Below are 18,105 nucleotides of genomic sequence, written 5' to 3'. Positions count from 1 at the left end.
GTCGCTCATTTGCGACTTCCTTATGTTAACATCTTCGTTTTTCGATGTCAACTAAGTTTTTCAATTTCTTTTTTGTCGTTTTCTGCGTTTCCGCATCAGCGACGTTTATTAATTTACCATATACTAATCATTAACGTCAACACTTTTTAATAAAAAATTCTTTTTCTTACATAACGAATACATTCTTCTGCGTTAGCAACTCTTCGAAATAAACAAAAAATGATTTTATATCTTTCTTCCATCGCTTTTTTTACAACCTCATGAATACGCTCATCTTCAAAATCAAATAAAAGTTCCTCTAACTCTCTCTTCAATATGTATTCCATTTCTTTTTTCTCTTCTTTCGTCAACATAAGCCCAAGCAAATCATCACCTCAATCATTCCTTACCGAGCAATACAAGTTCCGCTCATTTTTACTTATCAAAAACAAATCATCAAAATCCTATCATTCATTATATCCACCACTTACGATATTAATCCCTTGTTCTCTTTTTTATATTTAAAGCATATATGTAACTGAAAAGGATTGGACAAAGGGGCGTAATATTATGTTTTTCTTTTTTATTACGAGCAAAAGAACTTTTAAACACATTAGCTTAATAGTGATACTTTCCTTATTTACAGCATGGCTACTCTTTTTAAAAACATATTCACATGAATCTGCTTTTTCAACTGCTACAGGTCCTAAGGTAATTTACAAAGGAGATACTGCTAAAAAACAAGTTGCGTTCACGTTTGATATTAGTTGGGGAGACAAAAAAGCGATTCCAATCCTTGAGACACTCAAAGAAAGAGAAATTAAGAATGCAACCTTCTTCCTTTCTGCTGCATGGGCCGAAAGACACCCCGATATCGTCGAACGCATCATGAAAGATGGACATGAAATCGGTAGTATGGGTTATAATTACACGTCTTACACTTCTCTAGAGCCAAATGAAATAAGAAGAGATCTTTTACGAGCCCAAGATGTTTTTACGAAACTTGGCGTAAAACAAGTCAAGCTATTGCGTCCACCTAGTGGTGAATTCAACAAAGCAACTCTTAAAATCGCAGAATCGCTCGGATACACTGTCGTTCATTGGAGTAATAATTCAAATGATTGGAAAAATCCAGGTGTAAATACTATCGTTTCCACTGTCTCTAATAATTTGAAGGGTGGAGATATTGTCTTATTACACGCATCTGATTCTGCTCTTCAAACAAATAAAGCTTTACCGCTACTTCTACAAAAGCTAAAGAGTGACGGATATCAACAAATATCCGTATCACAACTCATTTCCAACACAAGTACGAAAAGTGAAGATGTGAAGTAGTTTCTTTTCTGCTACCCTTTACACATAAATAGCTCTATTACCTTATCGAAAGGTAATAGAGCTATTTCCATCTCACTATTTCTCGTAGTATAACTATCGCTGCGTAAAAATTCAAAAGTACTTTTCAATTAAGCAGCTTTACTCGTTTTTCCGATTAAACGATGTAATATAAGTAACTGATATGCATTACATAATAAAAGTGGTATAACCATTAAATATAACCAATCTGTATCATTAATCCTTAGTGCTGGCACCCATTCAAGAATTGTTACAACAACCATAAAGAACAGGGCAGGCACAAATGCTTTTTTATTTGTTTCTTTACTTTTTATATAAGCAACAATCGCTCCAAACACAAATAATATTCCAGCAACAAGTATGTTATTCCCTAATGAAACTTCTCCATTTGCAATGAGTACAGATCTTAAATACACAAAATCAAATAAAACGAATGCAATAAAGAAGAGCTGGACTACATTCCATAAAGATGACGATCGGAACATACCTAGTCCAAAACGATGAATCGTTAAATAGGCAAAGAACCCCATTTGACTTATAACACTAAAAATAAACCCTACACCCATCAACCAGAAAGAAACTGCTAAAATCTCCTTTACGTCGAAATTTTGAAAAAATTTATCGTACTTGTCCCACTCCAAAACAAACCCAATAATAACCGTGCTGACTCCACCAAGAAACAACGTCGTTAAAAATAGTCGTACCCACTTGCGGCTATTCACAACACATCCCCCATTATCCTTATATTTCTAATTAAATTGTATCAATGACAATTTCAAAAAGCTAGCCATGTTCATGTATAAATTCCTTAAAGATATTTATATTAAAAAGAGAGAACTGTGTTGAAAGGAGTTCCAACTTATGAAACGGATACTACTCGTTTTCGTTTCTTCTTTTCTACTTATTGCACTTGTAGCATGTGCACAAGGAAAAGAAACGAAATCCGAATTAGATTACGATCAAACAAAGAAAATGATTGTTGATATTTTAAAAACCGATCAAGGTAAGAAGGCCATTCAAGATGTATTAACTGATGAAAAAATGAAACAAGCACTCATACTAGATGAAACAGTAGTAAAGAAAACGATTGAAGATGCAATGGTATCCGACAAAGGGCAGCAATTCTGGGAAAAGCTCTTTAAAGACCCTGAGTTCTCATCAAAATTCGCTAAGAGTATGGGGAAAGAACAAACAAACTTAATGAAAACCTTACTAAAAGACCCTGAATACCAAGCAGGCGTTATAGAGATCATGAAAAACCCTGAAGTAGAAAAAATGATGTTGCAAACAATGAAGAGTAAAGAATACCGTCAATATTTACAACAAGTACTAACAGAAACTACTGAAAGCCCACTCTTCCAAGCTAAGATGATTGATATTATTAGTAAAGGTGTGCAAAAGGCTGAAAAAGGTGGCTCTGATAAAAAAGATGCAGGTGGCGAAGGTGGCTCCCAAAGCGGGAGTAAGGAACAACAGTAAAAAATAATAACTATAATAATGAGTGGACAATATATATCGTCCACTCATTATTATTTTATTTTTGCGCGACAGCTGTTTTATCAATTACTGTTTCAGCTATCGTGCGATAAATAATCCCCGTTGTATGCGTATCTTCATATACTGAAGGAGCGAAGTCTTCTTTATTCCAATCAGGTTGTTGAAGTGGAATGCGGCCTATTACATCTGTTTGTAATTCGGCAGCTAATTTATCTCCTCCACCTCTTCCAAATACATACTCCTTCTCACCAGTTACTTTACTTTCAAAATACGCCATATTTTCAACGACACCAAGAATACTGTGTTCAGTGCGCAAAGCCATCGCTCCAGCACGCGCTGCTACAAATGCCGCTGTTGGATGAGGCGTCGTTACTATAATCTCTTTACAAGCCGGCAACATGGAATGCAAGTCTAACGCAACATCACCTGTACCTGGCGGTAAATCTAATACTAAGTAATCTAAATCACCCCATTCTACTTCTGTGAAGAAATGATTTAACATTTTCCCAAGCATAGGTCCTCTCCAAATAACCGGTGCATTATCTTCCACAAAGAATCCCATTGAGATTACTTTTACACCTAGACGCTCCACTGGGATTATTTTATCTCCTCTTACAATAGGACGTTTTTCTATCCCCATCATATCAGGTACACTAAAACCGTAAATATCCGCATCAATGATACCAACTTTTTTCCCTAGACGAGCTAAAGCAATGGCAAGGTTAACGGAGACTGTTGATTTTCCCACTCCACCTTTTCCACTCGCAACTGCTAAAAATGTCGTTTTTGAATTCGGTGACAATAAAGATTCAATTTGCTCTTCTTCTTGCGGTGGTACAAACTGAGCTAATTCCTCTTCTGTAAATTCTGCAAAACGAAGTCCAACTGTTGCTGCCCCAAGTTCCTTCACTAACTTTACGATGCCCGACTGCAACTGCATTTGTTCCGCAGTACCTGTTTTTACAATTGCAATTTTAACACTCACATGTTCCTTCTCCGGCTTGACTGTTACCTCTTTAATTGCATTTGTTTCTTTTAACGTTTTATGTAAAAACGGATCTACAATCCCTTCTAACGCTTCCACTACTTGCTCTTTCGTTACCATAATTAGCCCAGCCCCCTGTATGAAAAATAACGTAATGTTAATTGAATTTATCTCTCTTTATCCTTGAAATAAATGCGTTTACATTTTCAGTATAACATATTTTCCGAAAACTTCGTTAACGAGAGAAACTCAAAAAATCCCCCTTATTCTGGAGGATTTCCTTTTTCCGTGAAATAACGCAATATACCTCGATATACGGCAGCCGCTACCTTTTGCTGATATTTTTCCGAATTTAACATATACCTTTCGTTCACATTCGATAAAAATCCAGCTTCAATTAAAGCGCCTGGTGTTTTCGCATACTTTAATAAATACACATGAGGAATCGTTTTAGCAGAACGGTTCGTATTTTCTAAACTCGTTCTCAATTCAGCTTGTATAAACTTCGCAGCACGTTCATTTTCAGTTAAAGAACGATAGTAGAACGTTTGTGCTCCTTTAGAATCGCTACTAGTTAATGCATTTAAATGAATACTTGCAAAGAAATCGACATCTGGCTTATTAATAATCTCCACACGTCTTCTTAAATCCTCTGCTTTACGTCTACTATACGACTTTGTATCTTTGTTAGCTAAATCATAATCTCCTTCACGTGTCAAAATAACTAATGCACCTTGCTCTTGCAAATAATCTTGCACTTTTTTTGTAATTTCAAGAGTTATGTCTTTTTCTATAATATCCTTTCCACCAACAGCTCCTCCGTCTGGTCCACCATGCCCTGCGTCTAATACAATTACTTTCCCTGATAAGGGTAAATTCCACGCTCGCCACGATTTTGTAATTTGAAATTCTTGTTTGACTAAAAAAAACAAAACAACCGCAGCGAGCGCAAAAGAGATAATTCGAATTCTCTTCATACCTTTCCTCCTCCAGCTAGTCCCTCTAATTACTTATATGGGACAAGAGGAAAGTTTATGCTTGTCTTAATGTAGCTTTAAACGATATCTTCTTTCACCTTTTTCATATCCTTCCTGCCACCACAATCCGATAAACTGCTGACAAGATTCAAAAAGTAATTCCTCATCTTTTAACTTAATTTCTCGTATAGTCATACTCGTTAAAAATTGAAATAGTGTTTCCGTTAATTGTTGCTCTTCTTCTAAAGCCCTATATTTCACATCAAAGAACGATTCGCCATAATAACCAAACTTACTGTATCTCGCTCCTAATAAATAAGATTCTATTCCTAGTTCAATACAGTAATCTTCATACTGACGATGAAGCTCTTGCATCTGAAAGGCATCATGAATATTTGAACGCAACGTTTTTAATGATAATTCTCGTAGCATCTTCCGCTCGTATTTTAATTGCTTTTCTTTTTGTTTTTCTTTTAAGCTGACAATGACATTCATAGTACTTATAAAACCTCCCTAATACGTATTAGTCTAAACTTCTAAAGAAGAAGCATACGCGGGACGGTAGCACTAAAATATTCCAAACTTCAAAAATAAATAAGAGGAATTAAACATAAAAAAACCCCAACCAAAATGGTTGAGGTTTGTAGTTCGCAAAAATTAACGTTTTGAGAACTGAGGTGCACGACGTGCGCCTTTAAGACCGTATTTTTTACGCTCTTTCATACGTGCGTCACGAGTTAATAGACCTGCACGTTTTAGTGTTAGACGGTATTCTGGATCAGCTTTTAATAAAGCGCGAGAAATACCGTGACGAATAGCACCAGCTTGACCAGTGTATCCACCACCATTTACGTTTACAAGTACATCGTAGTTACCTAAAGTTTCTGTTGCAACTAGAGGTTGTTTAACTACTTCACGTAATGCAGCAAATGGGATATAGTTTTCAAAATCACGACCGTTAATGATAACGCGTCCTTCGCCTGGAACTAGGCGTACGCGCGCTACTGAACTCTTACGACGTCCAGTGCCATAGTATTGAACCTGTGCCAAAGTAAGCCCTCCTTTAATTAATTATCCGCGAAGTTCGTAAACTTCTGGTTTTTGTGCTTGGTGTGGATGCTCTGCTCCAGCATACACGTTTAATTTCTTAGATACTTGACGTCCTAAACGTCCTTTTGGAAGCATCCCTTTAATTGCAAGCTCTAACATTTGTACAGGGTAGTTTGTACGCATTTCTAGAGCTGTTCTTTGCTTAAGTCCACCTGGGTGGTTAGTGTGACGGTAGTAAATTTTATCGTTTAATTTATTACCTGTTAAATGAATTTTCTCAGCGTTAATAATAATTACATGATCACCCGTGTCAACGTGTGGTGTAAATGTAGGTTTGTTTTTACCACGTAAAATGGATGCTACTTCAGTAGATAGGCGACCTAAAGTTTGACCTTCAGCATCAACCACATACCATTTACGCTCAACTTCGTTAGCTTTTGCCATAAAAGTCGTACGCATGTGTTTCCCTCCTCGTTATCTTTTCCATAGAAAAAATCTATTGTTTATCTTAAACACGATTTCCTTCCGGGGCTAATCGTGGTTTTAGAAACAATACCATATGTTATGATATACTTTTGAGTTTCTAATGTCAAGCAAATGTTACACCAGGATTAGTTGTTATAGTTTACTTGCCATAAGTAAAGTCCATGACCTGGAGCCATCTTTCCAGCAAACTGGCGATTTTGTTTTGCTAAAATCTCTGGAATGCTATCAGGATCAAGCTTTCCTTGCCCTACGTTAAGTAACGTACCAACAATAATTCTGACCATATTATATAAAAATCCATTACCTACAAAACGAAAAATTAATTCATCATCTTGCTCAATTAACTCGATTTCAAAAATTGTTCGCACTTTATCTTTTTTGTCAGTTTTTGCCGAACAAAAAGAAGTGAAATCATGCGTTCCAATAAAATAAGGAATCGCTTTTCTTATAGAGTTTATTTCAAGCGGATATGGATATTGATATACGTAATTTCTACGGAATACATCCGCAGTCTTTGATAATAATACACGATAACGATATTCTTTTCTCTCAACACCGTAACGTGCATGAAATTCTTCTGTTTTCTTCTCTACTTGCCTGATAACAATATCATCTGGCAACATTGTGTTTAAAGCATTACTCCATTGCCACTCTTCAAGAGACAAAGGTGTATCAAAGTGTATGACTTGTCCTTTCGCATGAACGGTAGAATCCGTTCTGCCTGATGCCTGAACACGAACAAGTTCACCCTTATGCAATTTCTGTAATGCCTTCTCTATTTCTTGTTGAACAGTACGATGCTGTGGTTGAATTTGGTAACCACAAAAATGCATGCCATCATATGCAACTGTACATTTTATTCTTTCCATCTTTCCGTTCTCCATTACAATCGCAACCATACTAAAATACAAGCTAGACAAAGTAAACTTATAATTGTTACTGTATCGCTCATTTTCCAGCGTAGTTGCCTAAATTTAGTTCGTCCTTCACCATTTCGATATCCACGTGCTTCCATCGCAATTGCTAAATCCTCAGCACGCTTAAAAGCACTAATAAAAAGTGGAACGAGTAGTGAAATAATTGCCTTCATCCTATCTTTTATCGGACCTCCAGCAAAATCAATACCACGTGACGCTTGTGCTTTCATAATTTTACTCGTTTCATCCATTAATGTCGGAATAAAACGAAGAGAAATAGACATCATTAATGCGATTTCATGAACAGGAACCTTTATACGCTTCAACGGCTTTAATAACGTCTCCAAACCATCTGTAATCTCAATAGGTGTCGTTGTTAACGTTAATAATGTCGTCATTAAAATAATAACAAAGAATCGTATAGAAATGTATATCCCTTGCTCTAATCCCTTTTCATGTATTGAAAACCAACCAAGCTGGAATAGTACATCCCCTTCTTTAGTTGTGAAGATATGCAGGAAAAATGTAAAAAGAAAAATCCATAAAATTGGTTTTAAGCCCGAAAGTACATAACGAATCGGCACTTTTGCAAAAAATAAAGCAATGAGTGCATATAAAAATAAAAATCCATATGAAATCGCATTATTTGCTAAGAAAACAACAAATACATATAAAAAGACAATCAACAGCTTCGTACGAGGATCAAGTTGATGAATGAGTGACTTACCTGGAATGTATCTCCCAATAATCAACTGCTGCATGATTCATGACCACCTTTTCGTAACACCTGTACAACTTCATGAGTAAGATCCTCTAAAGATAAGGTAGCCTTTGGAATTGAAATACCAAACTTCTCTTCAATTGCACGTTTATACTTTAAAGACATCGGAAGGTCCACACCAATTTGTTCTAGTTCATCAGCATGTGAAAATACTTCCTCTGCACTTCCTTGCAAAAAGACCGTTCCTTTATGCATGACCACAATTTGATCTGCATACTTAGCGGCATCCTCCATATTATGGGTAACAAGAATGACTGTAAGCCCCTGCTCCTTATGCAAACTATAAAACATCTCCATAAGCTCGTGCTGTCCTTTCGGATCAAGCCCCGCTGTAGGTTCATCTAATACAAGTACTTCGGGTTCCATCGCAAGTACGCCCGCTATTGCAACACGCCTCATTTGCCCACCGCTTAATTCAAACGGAGAACGTGCTAATAACTCTATATCCAATCCAACAAGCTGAATGGCATCTTTTGCCTTTTGCTTTGCCACTTCTTCAGATAAACCGAAATTAGTAGGCCCAAAACAAATATCTTTCTCCACTGTCTCTTCAAATAACTGATGTTCTGGGAACTGAAAGACAACCCCTACTTTTTTTCGTAGTGGCTTAAGCTTCTTCTCTTTCTTCCCTGCTGAAATTAAATGTTCACCAATTTGAACCGTACCATTTGTCGGCTGCAATAAACCATTTAAATGTTGAATCATCGTCGACTTACCTGAACCAGTATGACCGATAATGGCATAATAGCCTCCACTTGGAAACGACACGTCTACATCATAAAGCGCGCGTCTTTCAAATGGAGTTTTATATTGATAACGATGTTCTACTTTTTGGAATGTAATCTCCAAAGTTCGTTCACCAAACTTTCCATTGTAAGATGCGTATTTTGCAAAAGAATTTCACTTCTTTTTAATAATTCTGCTATTTTTACTGAAAAAGGTACATCTAACCCAATTTCTTGGAGCATATGAGAGGACTTGAAAATTTGCTTTGGGGTCCCTTCCTCTAATATTTCTCCCTTGTTTAAAATAATGACACGGTCTGACTGTGCCGCTTCTTCTAAATCGTGCGTAATTGATAATACGGTAATACCTTTTTGATTAACAAGCTGTCTAACCGTTTCTACTACTTCACGTCTCCCTTGAGGGTCTAACATTGACGTTGCTTCATCTAGTATTAAAATAGATGGCTGAAGTGCTAAAACACCTGCTATTGCAACTCGCTGCTTTTGCCCACCAGATAACGAATGGGGCTCATCATTAAGAAAATCTTCCATACGGACAAGTCGCAGGGCTTGTTCTAATCTTTCTACCATCTGTTCCTTTGGCATTCCGATATTTTCTAAGCCAAATACAACGTCATCTTGTACTGTCGTTCCAACAAATTGATTATCTGGATTTTGAAATACCATTCCAATTTGTTTTCGAACATCCCATACCGTTTCTTCTGATAAAACCATTGTATCATTTACAGTAATTGTCCCTGATTCCGGCAAAAACAAACCATTCAATAATTTTGCAAGTGTAGATTTACCTGAACCATTTTGTCCGATAACAGATACCCATTCTCCTTCATATAAGGAAAACGAAACATCTTTTAATGCATACGAGGCTGCCCCAGGATATTGAAATGATACATTTTCTGTCCGAAGTTTCTCTTTTTTCAATACAAGGCACCCTTTCCTTCGCCAAGTTAGCCTTTTTTATATTTAAAAAAAAAGGGCCATGACCAGTTACTTGAAAAGAACTGTCCTGCCCTTTTAATTATCATTATACTAACTCGATAATTACCATTGGTGCTGCGTCTCCGCGACGTGGACCAATTTTTGCAATACGAGTGTATCCGCCTTGGCGCTCAGCATAGCGTGGAGCTACATCAGCGAATAATTTTTGAAGTGCATCTTGACCAGTCTCAGCGTTAGCAACTTCATTGCGAATGAAAGCTGCTGCTTGACGACGAGCGTGAAGATCTCCGCGTTTACCTAAAGTGATCATTTTTTCCACTACAGAACGAAGTTCTTTTGCACGAGTTTCTGTCGTTTGGATGCGCTCGTTGATAATTAAATCAGTAGCTAAATCACGTAACATAGCTTTACGTTGCGCACTTGTACGGCCTAATTTTCTGTATGCCATTCGTAGTTCCCTCCTTTGTTGATGGGTTTAAATCCTCAGTCGTCTTTACGTAAACCTAAACCTAATTCCTCAAGTTTATGTTTAACTTCTTCTAAGGATTTACGTCCTAAGTTACGAACTTTCATCATATCTTCTTCTGTTTTGTTCGCAAGCTCTTGTACAGTATTAATTCCTGCACGTTTTAGGCAATTATAAGAACGAACAGAAAGATCTAGTTCTTCGATAGTCATCTCAAGAACTTTCTCTTTTTGATCTTCTTCCTTCTCGACCATAATCTCAGCATTTTGTGCTTCATCAGTTAAACCAACAAAGATATTTAAATGCTCAGTTAAGATTTTGGCCCCTAAAGAGATAGCTTCTTTTGGCCCGATGCTTCCATCCGTCCATACATCAAGCGTAAGCTTATCATAATTAGCCACTTGTCCGACACGTGTCTTTTCCACTTGGTAAGTTACACGTGATACTGGAGTATAAATAGAATCAATAGGAATTACTCCTATTGGTTGATCTTCGCTTTTATTTGCATCAGCTGGCGTATACCCACGGCCACGCTTTGCAGTTAAACGCACGCGGAAATGCGCATCCTTTGCTAACGTTGCAATGTGTAAATCTGGATTTAAGATTTCTACATCACTATCGTGAGTAATATCAGCAGCTGTGACAATACCTTCGCCCTGCACATCAATTTCCAACGTCTTCTCTTCTTCAGAGTAGATTTTAAGAGCTAACTTTTTCAAGTTTAAGATGATCGTCGTAACGTCTTCTACTACGCCCTCAACTGTTGAAAATTCATGTAATACGCCATCGATTTGGATAGCAGTAACAGCGGCACCAGGGAGTGAGGATAAAAGAATACGACGTAAGGAGTTACCCAAAGTAGTACCATATCCACGCTCAAGCGGTTCAATTACGAATTTACCATATTTAGCATCTTCGTTAAGTTCAACCGTTTCGATTTTCGGCTTTTCGATTTCAATCATTAACTAAACCCTCCTTCAAAACGTCGAAACCCCGGTTAAACAAAGGTATACCCCTTTGATTAACCGAAAGTCCCCCTTAGGCAGTTCCCGATTGTGCACAACAAGCGATGTTTCTGTACGAAATTTCTCGATAATGCATCATATCCATTATAGACAAAAGGGAAAATTCTATACAGAAAAATTACACACGACGACGTTTTGGTGGACGACATCCATTATGAGGAACTGGAGTAACATCTCTAATTGCTGTTACTTCTAGACCTGCAGCTTGAAGAGCACGAATTGCAGCTTCACGACCAGCACCAGGACCTTTAACAGTAACCTCTAAAGTTTTTAAACCGTGCTCCATTGCAACTTTAGCAGCAGCTTCAGCAGCCATTTGCGCAGCGAATGGAGTAGACTTACGAGATCCACGGAAACCAAGTGCACCAGCACTAGACCAAGAAAGTGCGTTACCATGAGTATCTGTAAGTGTTACGATTGTGTTGTTGAAAGTAGAACGAATATGAGCTATACCAGCTTCAATATTCTTTTTCACACGTTTTTTACGAGTGTTTGTTTTACGTGCCATTGTTAGTTCAACCTCCTTTACTTATTATTTCTTTTTATTTGCTACTGTACGACGTGGACCTTTACGTGTACGAGCATTGTTTTTAGAGTTTTGACCACGAACTGGTAAACCACGACGGTGACGAAGACCACGGTAAGAACCGATCTCCATTAGACGTTTAATGTTAAGAGATACTTCACGACGAAGGTCTCCCTCAACTTTAATGCTATCGATAACATCACGGATACGTCCTAGTTCGTCTTCCGTTAAATCACGAACTCGTGTTTCTGAAGAAATACCAGCTTCAGTAAGAATTTTTTCAGCAGTTGTGCGACCAATGCCGAATACGTAAGTTAAAGAAATAACAACGCGTTTGTCTCGAGGAATATCTACACCTGCGATACGTGCCATTCTGAATGCACCTCCTTCTGATTAACCTTGTTTTTGTTTATGTTTAGGGTTTTCACAAATAACCATTACTTTTCCACGTCTACGAATAACTTTACATTTTTCGCAGATTGGTTTAACTGACGGTCTTACTTTCATGTCTCGAACCTCCTTAAAGATTACGGAGTGCTATATTATTTAAAACGGTACGTAATACGACCACGATTTAAATCGTACGGAGATAATTCTACCGTAACTTTGTCTCCTGGTAAAATACGAATGAAGTTCATACGGATTTTACCAGAAACGTGAGCCAATACGACATGCCCATTCTCTAATTCTACTTTGAACATAGCATTTGGCAACGTTTCAAGAACGGTACCTTCGACTTCAATTACATCATCTTTAGCCATTCAATAGTTCTCCCTTCTTCAAATCAGTAACATTTTACACTGCTCTGAAATTCCGGAGAGCCAGCTACTTATAAAGTGGTAAGGATTTCGTATCCTGCTTCTGTAAGAGCAATCGTGTGCTCAAAATGGGCACACCATTTACCATCTACCGTTACCACTGTCCAGTCATCAGATAGTGTTTTTACATATCGTCTTCCTTGATTCACCATCGGCTCAACACAGATGACCATTCCCGGCTTTAATCTAGGGCCTCTATTTGGAGGACCATAGTGCGGGATTTGAGGGTCCTCATGTAAGTCTTGCCCGATTCCGTGACCAACATACTCCCTAACGATCGAGAATCCGTTCTCTTCAGCATGGGTTTGAACCGCATGTGAGATATTTGATAATCTTTCGCCTGGTTTTACTTGTTCTAAACCAAGATACAACGATTTTTCTGTGACATCAAGTAGCTTTTGAACAGATTCAGAAATGTTTCCAACTGGATACGTCCATGCAGAATCTCCATGGTACCCATTGTATTTCGCACCAATATCGATACTGATGATATCGCCCTCTTCGAGCTTTCGCTTCCCTGGAATTCCGTGTACAAGCTCTTCATTTACAGAAGCACATATGCTCCCCGGAAATCCGTTGTATCCTTTAAAAGATGGCGTAGCACCATATTTTTGAATCGTCTTTTCCGCTATTTGATCGAGCTCTTTCGTTGTAATTCCTGGAGTAATATGCTGTTTCAACTCTTGATGAGTTAAAGCAACGATCCTGCCAGCTTCTCGCATGATTTCTATCTCGCGAGGAGTTTTGCAGATGATCATTACGCTAAGCCTCCGATGAGAACATCGATATCAGCAAATACTTTATTGATGTCTTGCTCACCATTAATGCTTTGCAAGTAACCAAGCTCCTCATAAAAATCAAGCAAAGGTTTTGTTTGCTTAATATTTACATCTAAACGATTTGCTACAGTTTCTTCATTGTCATCAGAGCGTTGATATAAATCGCCACCACATTTATCGCACACATCAGCGTTTGCTGGTGGATTGAATTCTAAGTGGTAAGTCGCACCGCACTCTTTACAAATGCGACGGCCTGTAAGGCGTTTTAATAACAACCCTGAATCCACATTAATGTTTAAAACATAGTCGATTTTTTTGCCAAGATCTTTCATAATCTCTTCAAGAGCTGATGCTTGTGCAACAGTTCGTGGGAAACCATCTAATAAGAATCCTTTTACACAGTCTTCTTGACTTAAACGTTCACGAACGATTCCGATTGTAACTTCATCTGGAACAAGAGCACCTTTATCAATAAAAGATTTTGCTTGTAAACCCATTTCAGTTTCAGCCTTCATAGCTGCACGGAACATATCTCCTGTTGAGATGTGAGGGATGTTATACTTGGCAACAATCTGTTCGGCTTGTGTACCTTTACCAGCACCAGGAAGCCCCATTAAAATTAAGTTCATCCTTGTTCCCCCTCAGTACATGAGCATGTAGGGAAGACAAGCCTTCCCACTTACTCATTGCTTGATAAACCCTTTGTAATGGCGTTTTACCAGTTGGCTTTCTAGCTGCTTCATTGTTTCTAAAGCAACGCCGACAACGATTAACATACTCGTTCCACCGATCTGTGCAGATGGAGGAAGATTTCCCAATTTCGTAAAGATAACTGGTAAGATTGCAATCGCTGCTAGGAAAATTGATCCTACAAAGGTCAAACGATACAAGATTTTTGTTAAATATTGTTCCGTATTCTTACCCGGACGAATACCTGGAACATATCCACCTTGCTTATTTAGATTCTCTGACATTTGCTCTGGATTAACCTGAACAAATGCATAGAAATATGTGAAGGCTACAATGAGCGCAACATATATGATCATTCCCACTGGGTGAGAATAGTTAAAGTTTGCAATAATCCACTGCGATACATCATGTTTCGGGAAGAACTGTGCAATAGTTGGAGGCGTAATTAAGAATGAAACAGCAAAAATGACTGGAATAACACCCGCACTATTTACCTTAAGTGGTAAATGAGTGTTTTGTGCTCCAGCATGATTCCCATTCGCTCCTGTTACACGCTTCGCATATTGAATTGGGATCTTTCTAACAGCCTGTTGAATGAAAATAACACCAACAATAACCGCTAGCACAGCTAGTAAGATCAATACAACTTTAACGATACTCATGAACAATTGATCTCCGATATTTTGAAACTGTTGTTGATACACTTGAGATATAACACTTGGGATCGCTGCGGCAATACCACCAAAGATAAGGATGGAAATACCATTACCTACACCTTTAGCTGTAATCTGTTCACCTAACCACATTAAAAATGCAGTACCAGCAGTCAGTACCGTAGCAATGTATAAATAAGTGCTCCAACCAGGATTCAAAATTAATTGCCCACCTACCATACCGTTAAAACCGATTGACATACCAAACCCCTGAATAAACGCAAGAACAATTGTAAAGTAACGCGTGAATTGCGTTAGTTTACGACGGCCCATTTCACCTTGCTTCGACCATTCCGAAAATTTAGGAACAACATCCATCTGCAATAATTGCACGATGATGGATGCTGTAATATACGGCATGATTCCCATCGCGAAGATGGAGAAGTTTTTCAAGGCGCCACCGCCAAATGTATTTAGGATACCTAAGGCATTTAATTGATCTTGTGCTTTCAGTACGTCTCCATTTGTAAATGGCACTGGGATAAACGTGCCAATCCTGAATACGATTAACATCGCTAAAGTGAATAATATTTTACGTCTTATCTCAGCAACGCGCATAAAGTTGGAGATTGTACGAAACATTAGATCACCTCAACTGATCCGCCAGCTGCTTCAATTGCTTCTTTAGCACTTGAAGAGAACTTGTGCGCTTTAACAGTTAATTTTTTCTCTACTGCTCCGCTTGCAAGAATTTTAACACCGTCGTTTAACTTGCTGATAACGCCAGTTTCCAGCAATAATTCAGGTGTTACTTCTGTACCATCTTCAAAACGATTTAACGTTGATAAGTTTACAATAGTAAACTCTTTACGGTTAATGTTTGTGAAGCCGCGTTTTGGTAAACGACGGAATAATGGAGTTTGACCACCTTCGAAGCCAAGACGAACACCGCCACCAGAACGTGCGTTTTGTCCTTTATGACCTTTACCAGCAGTTTTACCGTTACCAGAACCGATACCACGACCGACACGGTTACGTACTTTACGAGAACCTTCTGCAGGTTTTAATTCATGAAGTTTCATTCCCAGGCACCTCCTTATATTAATGAGTTATCCTTAAGCTTCTTTTACAGTTATAAGGTGAGAAACTTTGTTGATCATACCAAGAATAGCAGGAGTTTCTTCCTTAACTACAGTTGAATTCAACTTTTTAAGACCTAAAGCTTCTACCGTCGCACGTTGATCTTGTGGACGACCAATTACACTACGAGTGAGGGTAATTTCTAACTTTTTCGCCATTTGTTTTCCCTCCTTAACCTAGTAGCTCTTCTACAGATTTACCGCGTAATTTTGCAACATCTTCAGCGCGCTTAAGTTCGCTTAATCCGTTCACAGTAGCGCGAATCATGTTGATTGGTGTGTTAGAACCAAGAGATTTCGAAAGAATATCTTGTACACCAGCTAATTCAAGTACCGCACGAACAGGTCCACCAGCAATAACACCAGTACCTTCAGCAGCAGGTTTTAAGAATACTTCACCAGCTCCAAAATGACCGTTGATTGTGTGTGGAATTGTTGTACCAACTAATGGTACAGCGATTAAGTTTTTCTTAGCGTCTTCGATAGCTTTGCGAATTGCGTCTGGTACCTCTTGTGCTTTACCAGTACCGAATCCAACATGACCGTTTTTATCGCCAACTACAACTAGTGCAGCAAAGCGGAAACGACGACCACCCTTAACAACTTTCGCGACACGATTTATCGTAACTACACGTTCTTCAAGTTCTAATTTACTTGGGTCAATGCGATGCATCAATTTTCCCTCCTTTGACCATTAAAATTGTAATCCAGCCTCACGAGCAGCTTCAGCTAGAGCTTTAACACGGCCATGGTATAAGTAACCACCGCGATCGAATACTACTTCTTTAACGCCTTTCTCTACAGCACGCTTAGCAACTGATTCTCCAACTTTCGTAGCAGCTTCAGTATTGCTAGTACCGTTAAGAGCAAGGTCTTTATCAAGAGTAGATGCACTTACTAACGTTACACCATTCACATCATCAATAACTTGAGCGTAAATATGTTGGTTAGAACGGAACACGTTTAAACGTGGACGTTCTGCAGTACCAGTAAGTTTAGCACGTACACGTGCATGTCTTTTCTTACGAGTCGCATTTTTATCAGCTTTAGTGATCATTCTTGTCACTCCTTTCTCTCACCTAACGGGTTTACTTAGCAGTTTTACCTTCTTTACGACGAACAACTTCGCCTTCGTAACGAATACCTTTACCTTTATATGGCTCAGGAGCACGTACAGCACGGATGTTAGCAGCAAATTCGCCAACACGTTGCTTGTCGATACCTTTAATTACGATTTTAGTTGGTGCAGGTACTTCAACTTCGATACCTGCTTCCGGAGTCATTTCTACTGGATGAGAATAACCTACGCTTAATACAAGTTTATCTCCTTGTTTTTGAGCACGGTAACCAACACCGACTAATTCAAGTCCGCGTGCGAAACCTGTAGTTACACCTTCAACCATGTTTCCGATTAAAGCACGAGTTGTACCGTGTAATGCACGGTGTTCCTTCTGTTCAGATGGACGCTCAACTGTTAGTGTATTTTCTTCAATTTTGATAGACATATCAGCATTGAATTTACGAGTTAATTCACCTTTAGGGCCTTTTACTGTTACAGTATTGTCTTCTGCAATTGTAATAGTAACACCTGCAGGGATTTCAAGAATCTTTTTACCAATACGAGACATGTGGTCACACCTCCGTTCGTTTTAAATATATATTACCAAACGTATGCTACTACTTCTCCACCAGTTTGTAATTGACGAGCATCTTTGTCTGTCATTACTCCCTTAGATGTAGAAACAAGAGCGATACCTAATCCGTTAAGTACACGTGGTACTTCATCAGCTTTAGCGTAAACGCGTAAGCCAGGTTTACTGATACGTTTTAATCCAGTGATTACACGTTCATTGTTTGCACCATATTTCAGGAAAATACGAAGGATACCTTGTTTGTTATCCTCGATGTATTCTACATCACGAATGAAACCTTCACGTTTTAAAAGTTCAGCGATCTCTTTTTTGATTTTAGAAGCAGGAACCTCTAATTTCTCATGACGTACCATGTTCGCATTACGGATGCGAGTAAGCATGTCTGCAATTGGATCTGTCATCACCATGTGTTTTACCTCCTTCCCATTTGTGGGTTTTACCAACTAGCTTTTTTAACACCAGGAATTTGACCTTTATATGCAAGTTCACGGAAACAAATACGGCAAAGTTTAAATTTGCGGTATACAGAATGCGGACGACCGCAGCGTTCGCAACGTGTATACTCTTGTACTTTAAACTTAGGAGTACGCTTTTGTTTCGCTATCATAGATTTTTTAGCCACGTTTTCGCCTCCTCTACTTAGCGTT

The 18,105-nt window shown here is 38.4% G+C and carries 29 protein-coding genes; 2 read left to right on the top strand and 27 right to left on the bottom strand.

The window, feature by feature from the left end; translation table 11 throughout:
• Positions 1–146: 146 nt before the first annotated feature.
• Positions 147–365, bottom strand: coding sequence for a hypothetical protein (locus JDS95_RS25955; protein ID WP_000901142.1), 219 nt, complete (start codon positions 363–365; stop codon positions 147–149).
• Between the two features lie 184 nt (positions 366–549).
• Here JDS95_RS25955 and pdaB point away from each other — a divergent pair, with 184 nt between their 5' ends.
• The gene (gene pdaB, locus JDS95_RS25950; protein ID WP_000464721.1) at positions 550–1,314 is read left to right on the top strand and encodes a polysaccharide deacetylase family sporulation protein PdaB; all 765 of its coding nucleotides are present in this window, start codon (positions 550–552) and stop codon (positions 1,312–1,314) included.
• A gap of 128 nt (positions 1,315–1,442) precedes the next feature.
• Here the strand turns inward: pdaB and kbaA are convergent, their stop codons facing one another.
• Entirely contained in the window at positions 1,443–2,054 is a 612-nt protein-coding gene (kbaA, locus tag JDS95_RS25945; RefSeq protein WP_001088537.1) for a KinB signaling pathway activation protein KbaA, read from the bottom strand.
• 139 nt (positions 2,055–2,193) lie between these two features.
• Between kbaA and gerD the strand changes: the two genes are divergently transcribed.
• Positions 2,194–2,811: a spore germination lipoprotein GerD gene (gene gerD, locus JDS95_RS25940; RefSeq protein WP_000821768.1), complete on the top strand. Its 618-nt coding sequence runs from the start codon at positions 2,194–2,196 to the stop codon at positions 2,809–2,811.
• A 55-nt stretch (positions 2,812–2,866) separates the two neighbouring features.
• Here gerD and JDS95_RS25935 read toward each other — a convergent pair whose 3' ends face one another.
• The 25 genes from JDS95_RS25935 to rpsN all read right to left on the bottom strand — a co-directional run bounded on the left by JDS95_RS25935 (position 2,867) and on the right by rpsN (position 18,080).
• Positions 2,867–3,934, bottom strand: a complete 1,068-nt coding sequence (locus tag JDS95_RS25935; protein ID WP_000256618.1) for an Mrp/NBP35 family ATP-binding protein — start codon at positions 3,932–3,934, stop codon at positions 2,867–2,869.
• 143 nt (positions 3,935–4,077) lie between these two features.
• Positions 4,078–4,791: an N-acetylmuramoyl-L-alanine amidase CwlD gene (gene cwlD, locus JDS95_RS25930; protein ID WP_085451244.1), complete on the bottom strand. Its 714-nt coding sequence runs from the start codon at positions 4,789–4,791 to the stop codon at positions 4,078–4,080.
• Between the two features lie 66 nt (positions 4,792–4,857).
• The gene (locus JDS95_RS25925; RefSeq protein WP_001100999.1) at positions 4,858–5,286 is read right to left on the bottom strand and encodes a DUF2521 family protein; all 429 of its coding nucleotides are present in this window, start codon (positions 5,284–5,286) and stop codon (positions 4,858–4,860) included.
• 162 nt (positions 5,287–5,448) lie between these two features.
• Positions 5,449–5,841 (bottom strand): 30S ribosomal protein S9, encoded by a 393-nt coding sequence (gene rpsI / locus JDS95_RS25920; protein ID WP_000079986.1) that lies wholly within the window; start codon positions 5,839–5,841, stop codon positions 5,449–5,451.
• Between the two features lie 21 nt (positions 5,842–5,862).
• Positions 5,863–6,300 carry a 50S ribosomal protein L13 gene (gene rplM / locus JDS95_RS25915; protein WP_001260795.1) on the bottom strand — a complete coding sequence of 146 codons (438 nt, stop codon included), beginning with the start codon at positions 6,298–6,300 and terminating at the stop codon, positions 5,863–5,865.
• A 152-nt stretch (positions 6,301–6,452) separates the two neighbouring features.
• Positions 6,453–7,196 (bottom strand): tRNA pseudouridine(38-40) synthase TruA, encoded by a 744-nt coding sequence (gene truA, locus JDS95_RS25910; RefSeq protein ID WP_000439681.1) that lies wholly within the window; start codon positions 7,194–7,196, stop codon positions 6,453–6,455.
• A gap of 14 nt (positions 7,197–7,210) precedes the next feature.
• Positions 7,211–8,005: an energy-coupling factor transporter transmembrane component T family protein gene (locus tag JDS95_RS25905; protein WP_001186520.1), complete on the bottom strand. Its 795-nt coding sequence runs from the start codon at positions 8,003–8,005 to the stop codon at positions 7,211–7,213.
• The gene (locus tag JDS95_RS25900; protein WP_000406524.1) at positions 7,993–8,874 is read right to left on the bottom strand and encodes an energy-coupling factor ABC transporter ATP-binding protein; all 882 of its coding nucleotides are present in this window, start codon (positions 8,872–8,874) and stop codon (positions 7,993–7,995) included. The genes JDS95_RS25905 and JDS95_RS25900 overlap by 13 nt, the downstream gene beginning before the upstream one ends.
• Entirely contained in the window at positions 8,850–9,692 is an 843-nt protein-coding gene (locus tag JDS95_RS25895; RefSeq protein WP_000711785.1) for an energy-coupling factor ABC transporter ATP-binding protein, read from the bottom strand. The genes JDS95_RS25900 and JDS95_RS25895 overlap by 25 nt, the downstream gene beginning before the upstream one ends.
• 103 nt (positions 9,693–9,795) lie before the next feature.
• The gene (gene rplQ / locus JDS95_RS25890; protein ID WP_000331490.1) at positions 9,796–10,158 is read right to left on the bottom strand and encodes a 50S ribosomal protein L17; all 363 of its coding nucleotides are present in this window, start codon (positions 10,156–10,158) and stop codon (positions 9,796–9,798) included.
• A 35-nt stretch (positions 10,159–10,193) separates the two neighbouring features.
• Positions 10,194–11,138, bottom strand: a complete 945-nt coding sequence (locus JDS95_RS25885; protein WP_000569643.1) for a DNA-directed RNA polymerase subunit alpha — start codon at positions 11,136–11,138, stop codon at positions 10,194–10,196.
• 181 nt (positions 11,139–11,319) lie between these two features.
• Entirely contained in the window at positions 11,320–11,709 is a 390-nt protein-coding gene (rpsK, locus tag JDS95_RS25880; RefSeq protein ID WP_000101797.1) for a 30S ribosomal protein S11, read from the bottom strand.
• A gap of 24 nt (positions 11,710–11,733) precedes the next feature.
• Positions 11,734–12,099: a 30S ribosomal protein S13 gene (gene rpsM, locus JDS95_RS25875; protein ID WP_000090793.1), complete on the bottom strand. Its 366-nt coding sequence runs from the start codon at positions 12,097–12,099 to the stop codon at positions 11,734–11,736.
• Positions 12,100–12,120: 21 nt separating this feature from the next.
• Positions 12,121–12,234 (bottom strand): 50S ribosomal protein L36, encoded by a 114-nt coding sequence (rpmJ, locus tag JDS95_RS25870; RefSeq protein WP_000868344.1) that lies wholly within the window; start codon positions 12,232–12,234, stop codon positions 12,121–12,123.
• Positions 12,235–12,269: 35 nt separating this feature from the next.
• Entirely contained in the window at positions 12,270–12,488 is a 219-nt protein-coding gene (gene infA, locus JDS95_RS25865) for a translation initiation factor IF-1 (protein ID WP_001029884.1), read from the bottom strand.
• Positions 12,489–12,556: 68 nt separating this feature from the next.
• Positions 12,557–13,303: a type I methionyl aminopeptidase gene (gene map, locus JDS95_RS25860; RefSeq protein ID WP_000582534.1), complete on the bottom strand. Its 747-nt coding sequence runs from the start codon at positions 13,301–13,303 to the stop codon at positions 12,557–12,559.
• Positions 13,303–13,953, bottom strand: a complete 651-nt coding sequence (locus JDS95_RS25855) for an adenylate kinase (RefSeq protein ID WP_001048990.1) — start codon at positions 13,951–13,953, stop codon at positions 13,303–13,305. Before JDS95_RS25855 ends, map begins: the two co-directional genes overlap by 1 nt.
• A gap of 54 nt (positions 13,954–14,007) precedes the next feature.
• Entirely contained in the window at positions 14,008–15,309 is a 1,302-nt protein-coding gene (secY, locus tag JDS95_RS25850) for a preprotein translocase subunit SecY (RefSeq protein ID WP_000490120.1), read from the bottom strand.
• Positions 15,309–15,749, bottom strand: coding sequence for a 50S ribosomal protein L15 (gene rplO / locus JDS95_RS25845; RefSeq protein WP_000766083.1), 441 nt, complete (start codon positions 15,747–15,749; stop codon positions 15,309–15,311). Before rplO ends, secY begins: the two co-directional genes overlap by 1 nt.
• A 33-nt stretch (positions 15,750–15,782) precedes the next feature.
• Positions 15,783–15,965, bottom strand: a complete 183-nt coding sequence (gene rpmD, locus JDS95_RS25840) for a 50S ribosomal protein L30 (protein WP_001085231.1) — start codon at positions 15,963–15,965, stop codon at positions 15,783–15,785.
• Between the two features lie 13 nt (positions 15,966–15,978).
• Positions 15,979–16,479, bottom strand: a complete 501-nt coding sequence (rpsE, locus tag JDS95_RS25835) for a 30S ribosomal protein S5 (RefSeq protein ID WP_000554646.1) — start codon at positions 16,477–16,479, stop codon at positions 15,979–15,981.
• A 21-nt stretch (positions 16,480–16,500) separates the two neighbouring features.
• On the bottom strand, positions 16,501–16,863 hold the full coding sequence (gene rplR / locus JDS95_RS25830) for a 50S ribosomal protein L18 (protein WP_000628818.1): 363 nt from the start codon (positions 16,861–16,863) through the stop codon (positions 16,501–16,503).
• Positions 16,864–16,894: 31 nt separating this feature from the next.
• Positions 16,895–17,434, bottom strand: coding sequence for a 50S ribosomal protein L6 (gene rplF, locus JDS95_RS25825; RefSeq protein WP_000086552.1), 540 nt, complete (start codon positions 17,432–17,434; stop codon positions 16,895–16,897).
• A 32-nt stretch (positions 17,435–17,466) separates the two neighbouring features.
• A complete protein-coding gene (gene rpsH, locus JDS95_RS25820; protein WP_000245511.1) occupies positions 17,467–17,865 on the bottom strand; it encodes a 30S ribosomal protein S8 in 399 nt (132 codons plus the stop codon).
• Positions 17,866–17,894: 29 nt separating this feature from the next.
• Positions 17,895–18,080 carry a 30S ribosomal protein S14 gene (gene rpsN, locus JDS95_RS25815; protein WP_001085700.1) on the bottom strand — a complete coding sequence of 62 codons (186 nt, stop codon included), beginning with the start codon at positions 18,078–18,080 and terminating at the stop codon, positions 17,895–17,897.
• Positions 18,081–18,105: the final 25 nt, after the last annotated feature.

It is taken from the genome of Bacillus cereus group sp. N24 (genome assembly GCF_016483345.1).
Lineage (GTDB): Bacteria > Bacillota > Bacilli > Bacillales > Bacillaceae_G > Bacillus_A > Bacillus_A toyonensis.
This window is presented reverse-complemented; position numbering and strand designations above follow the sequence as displayed.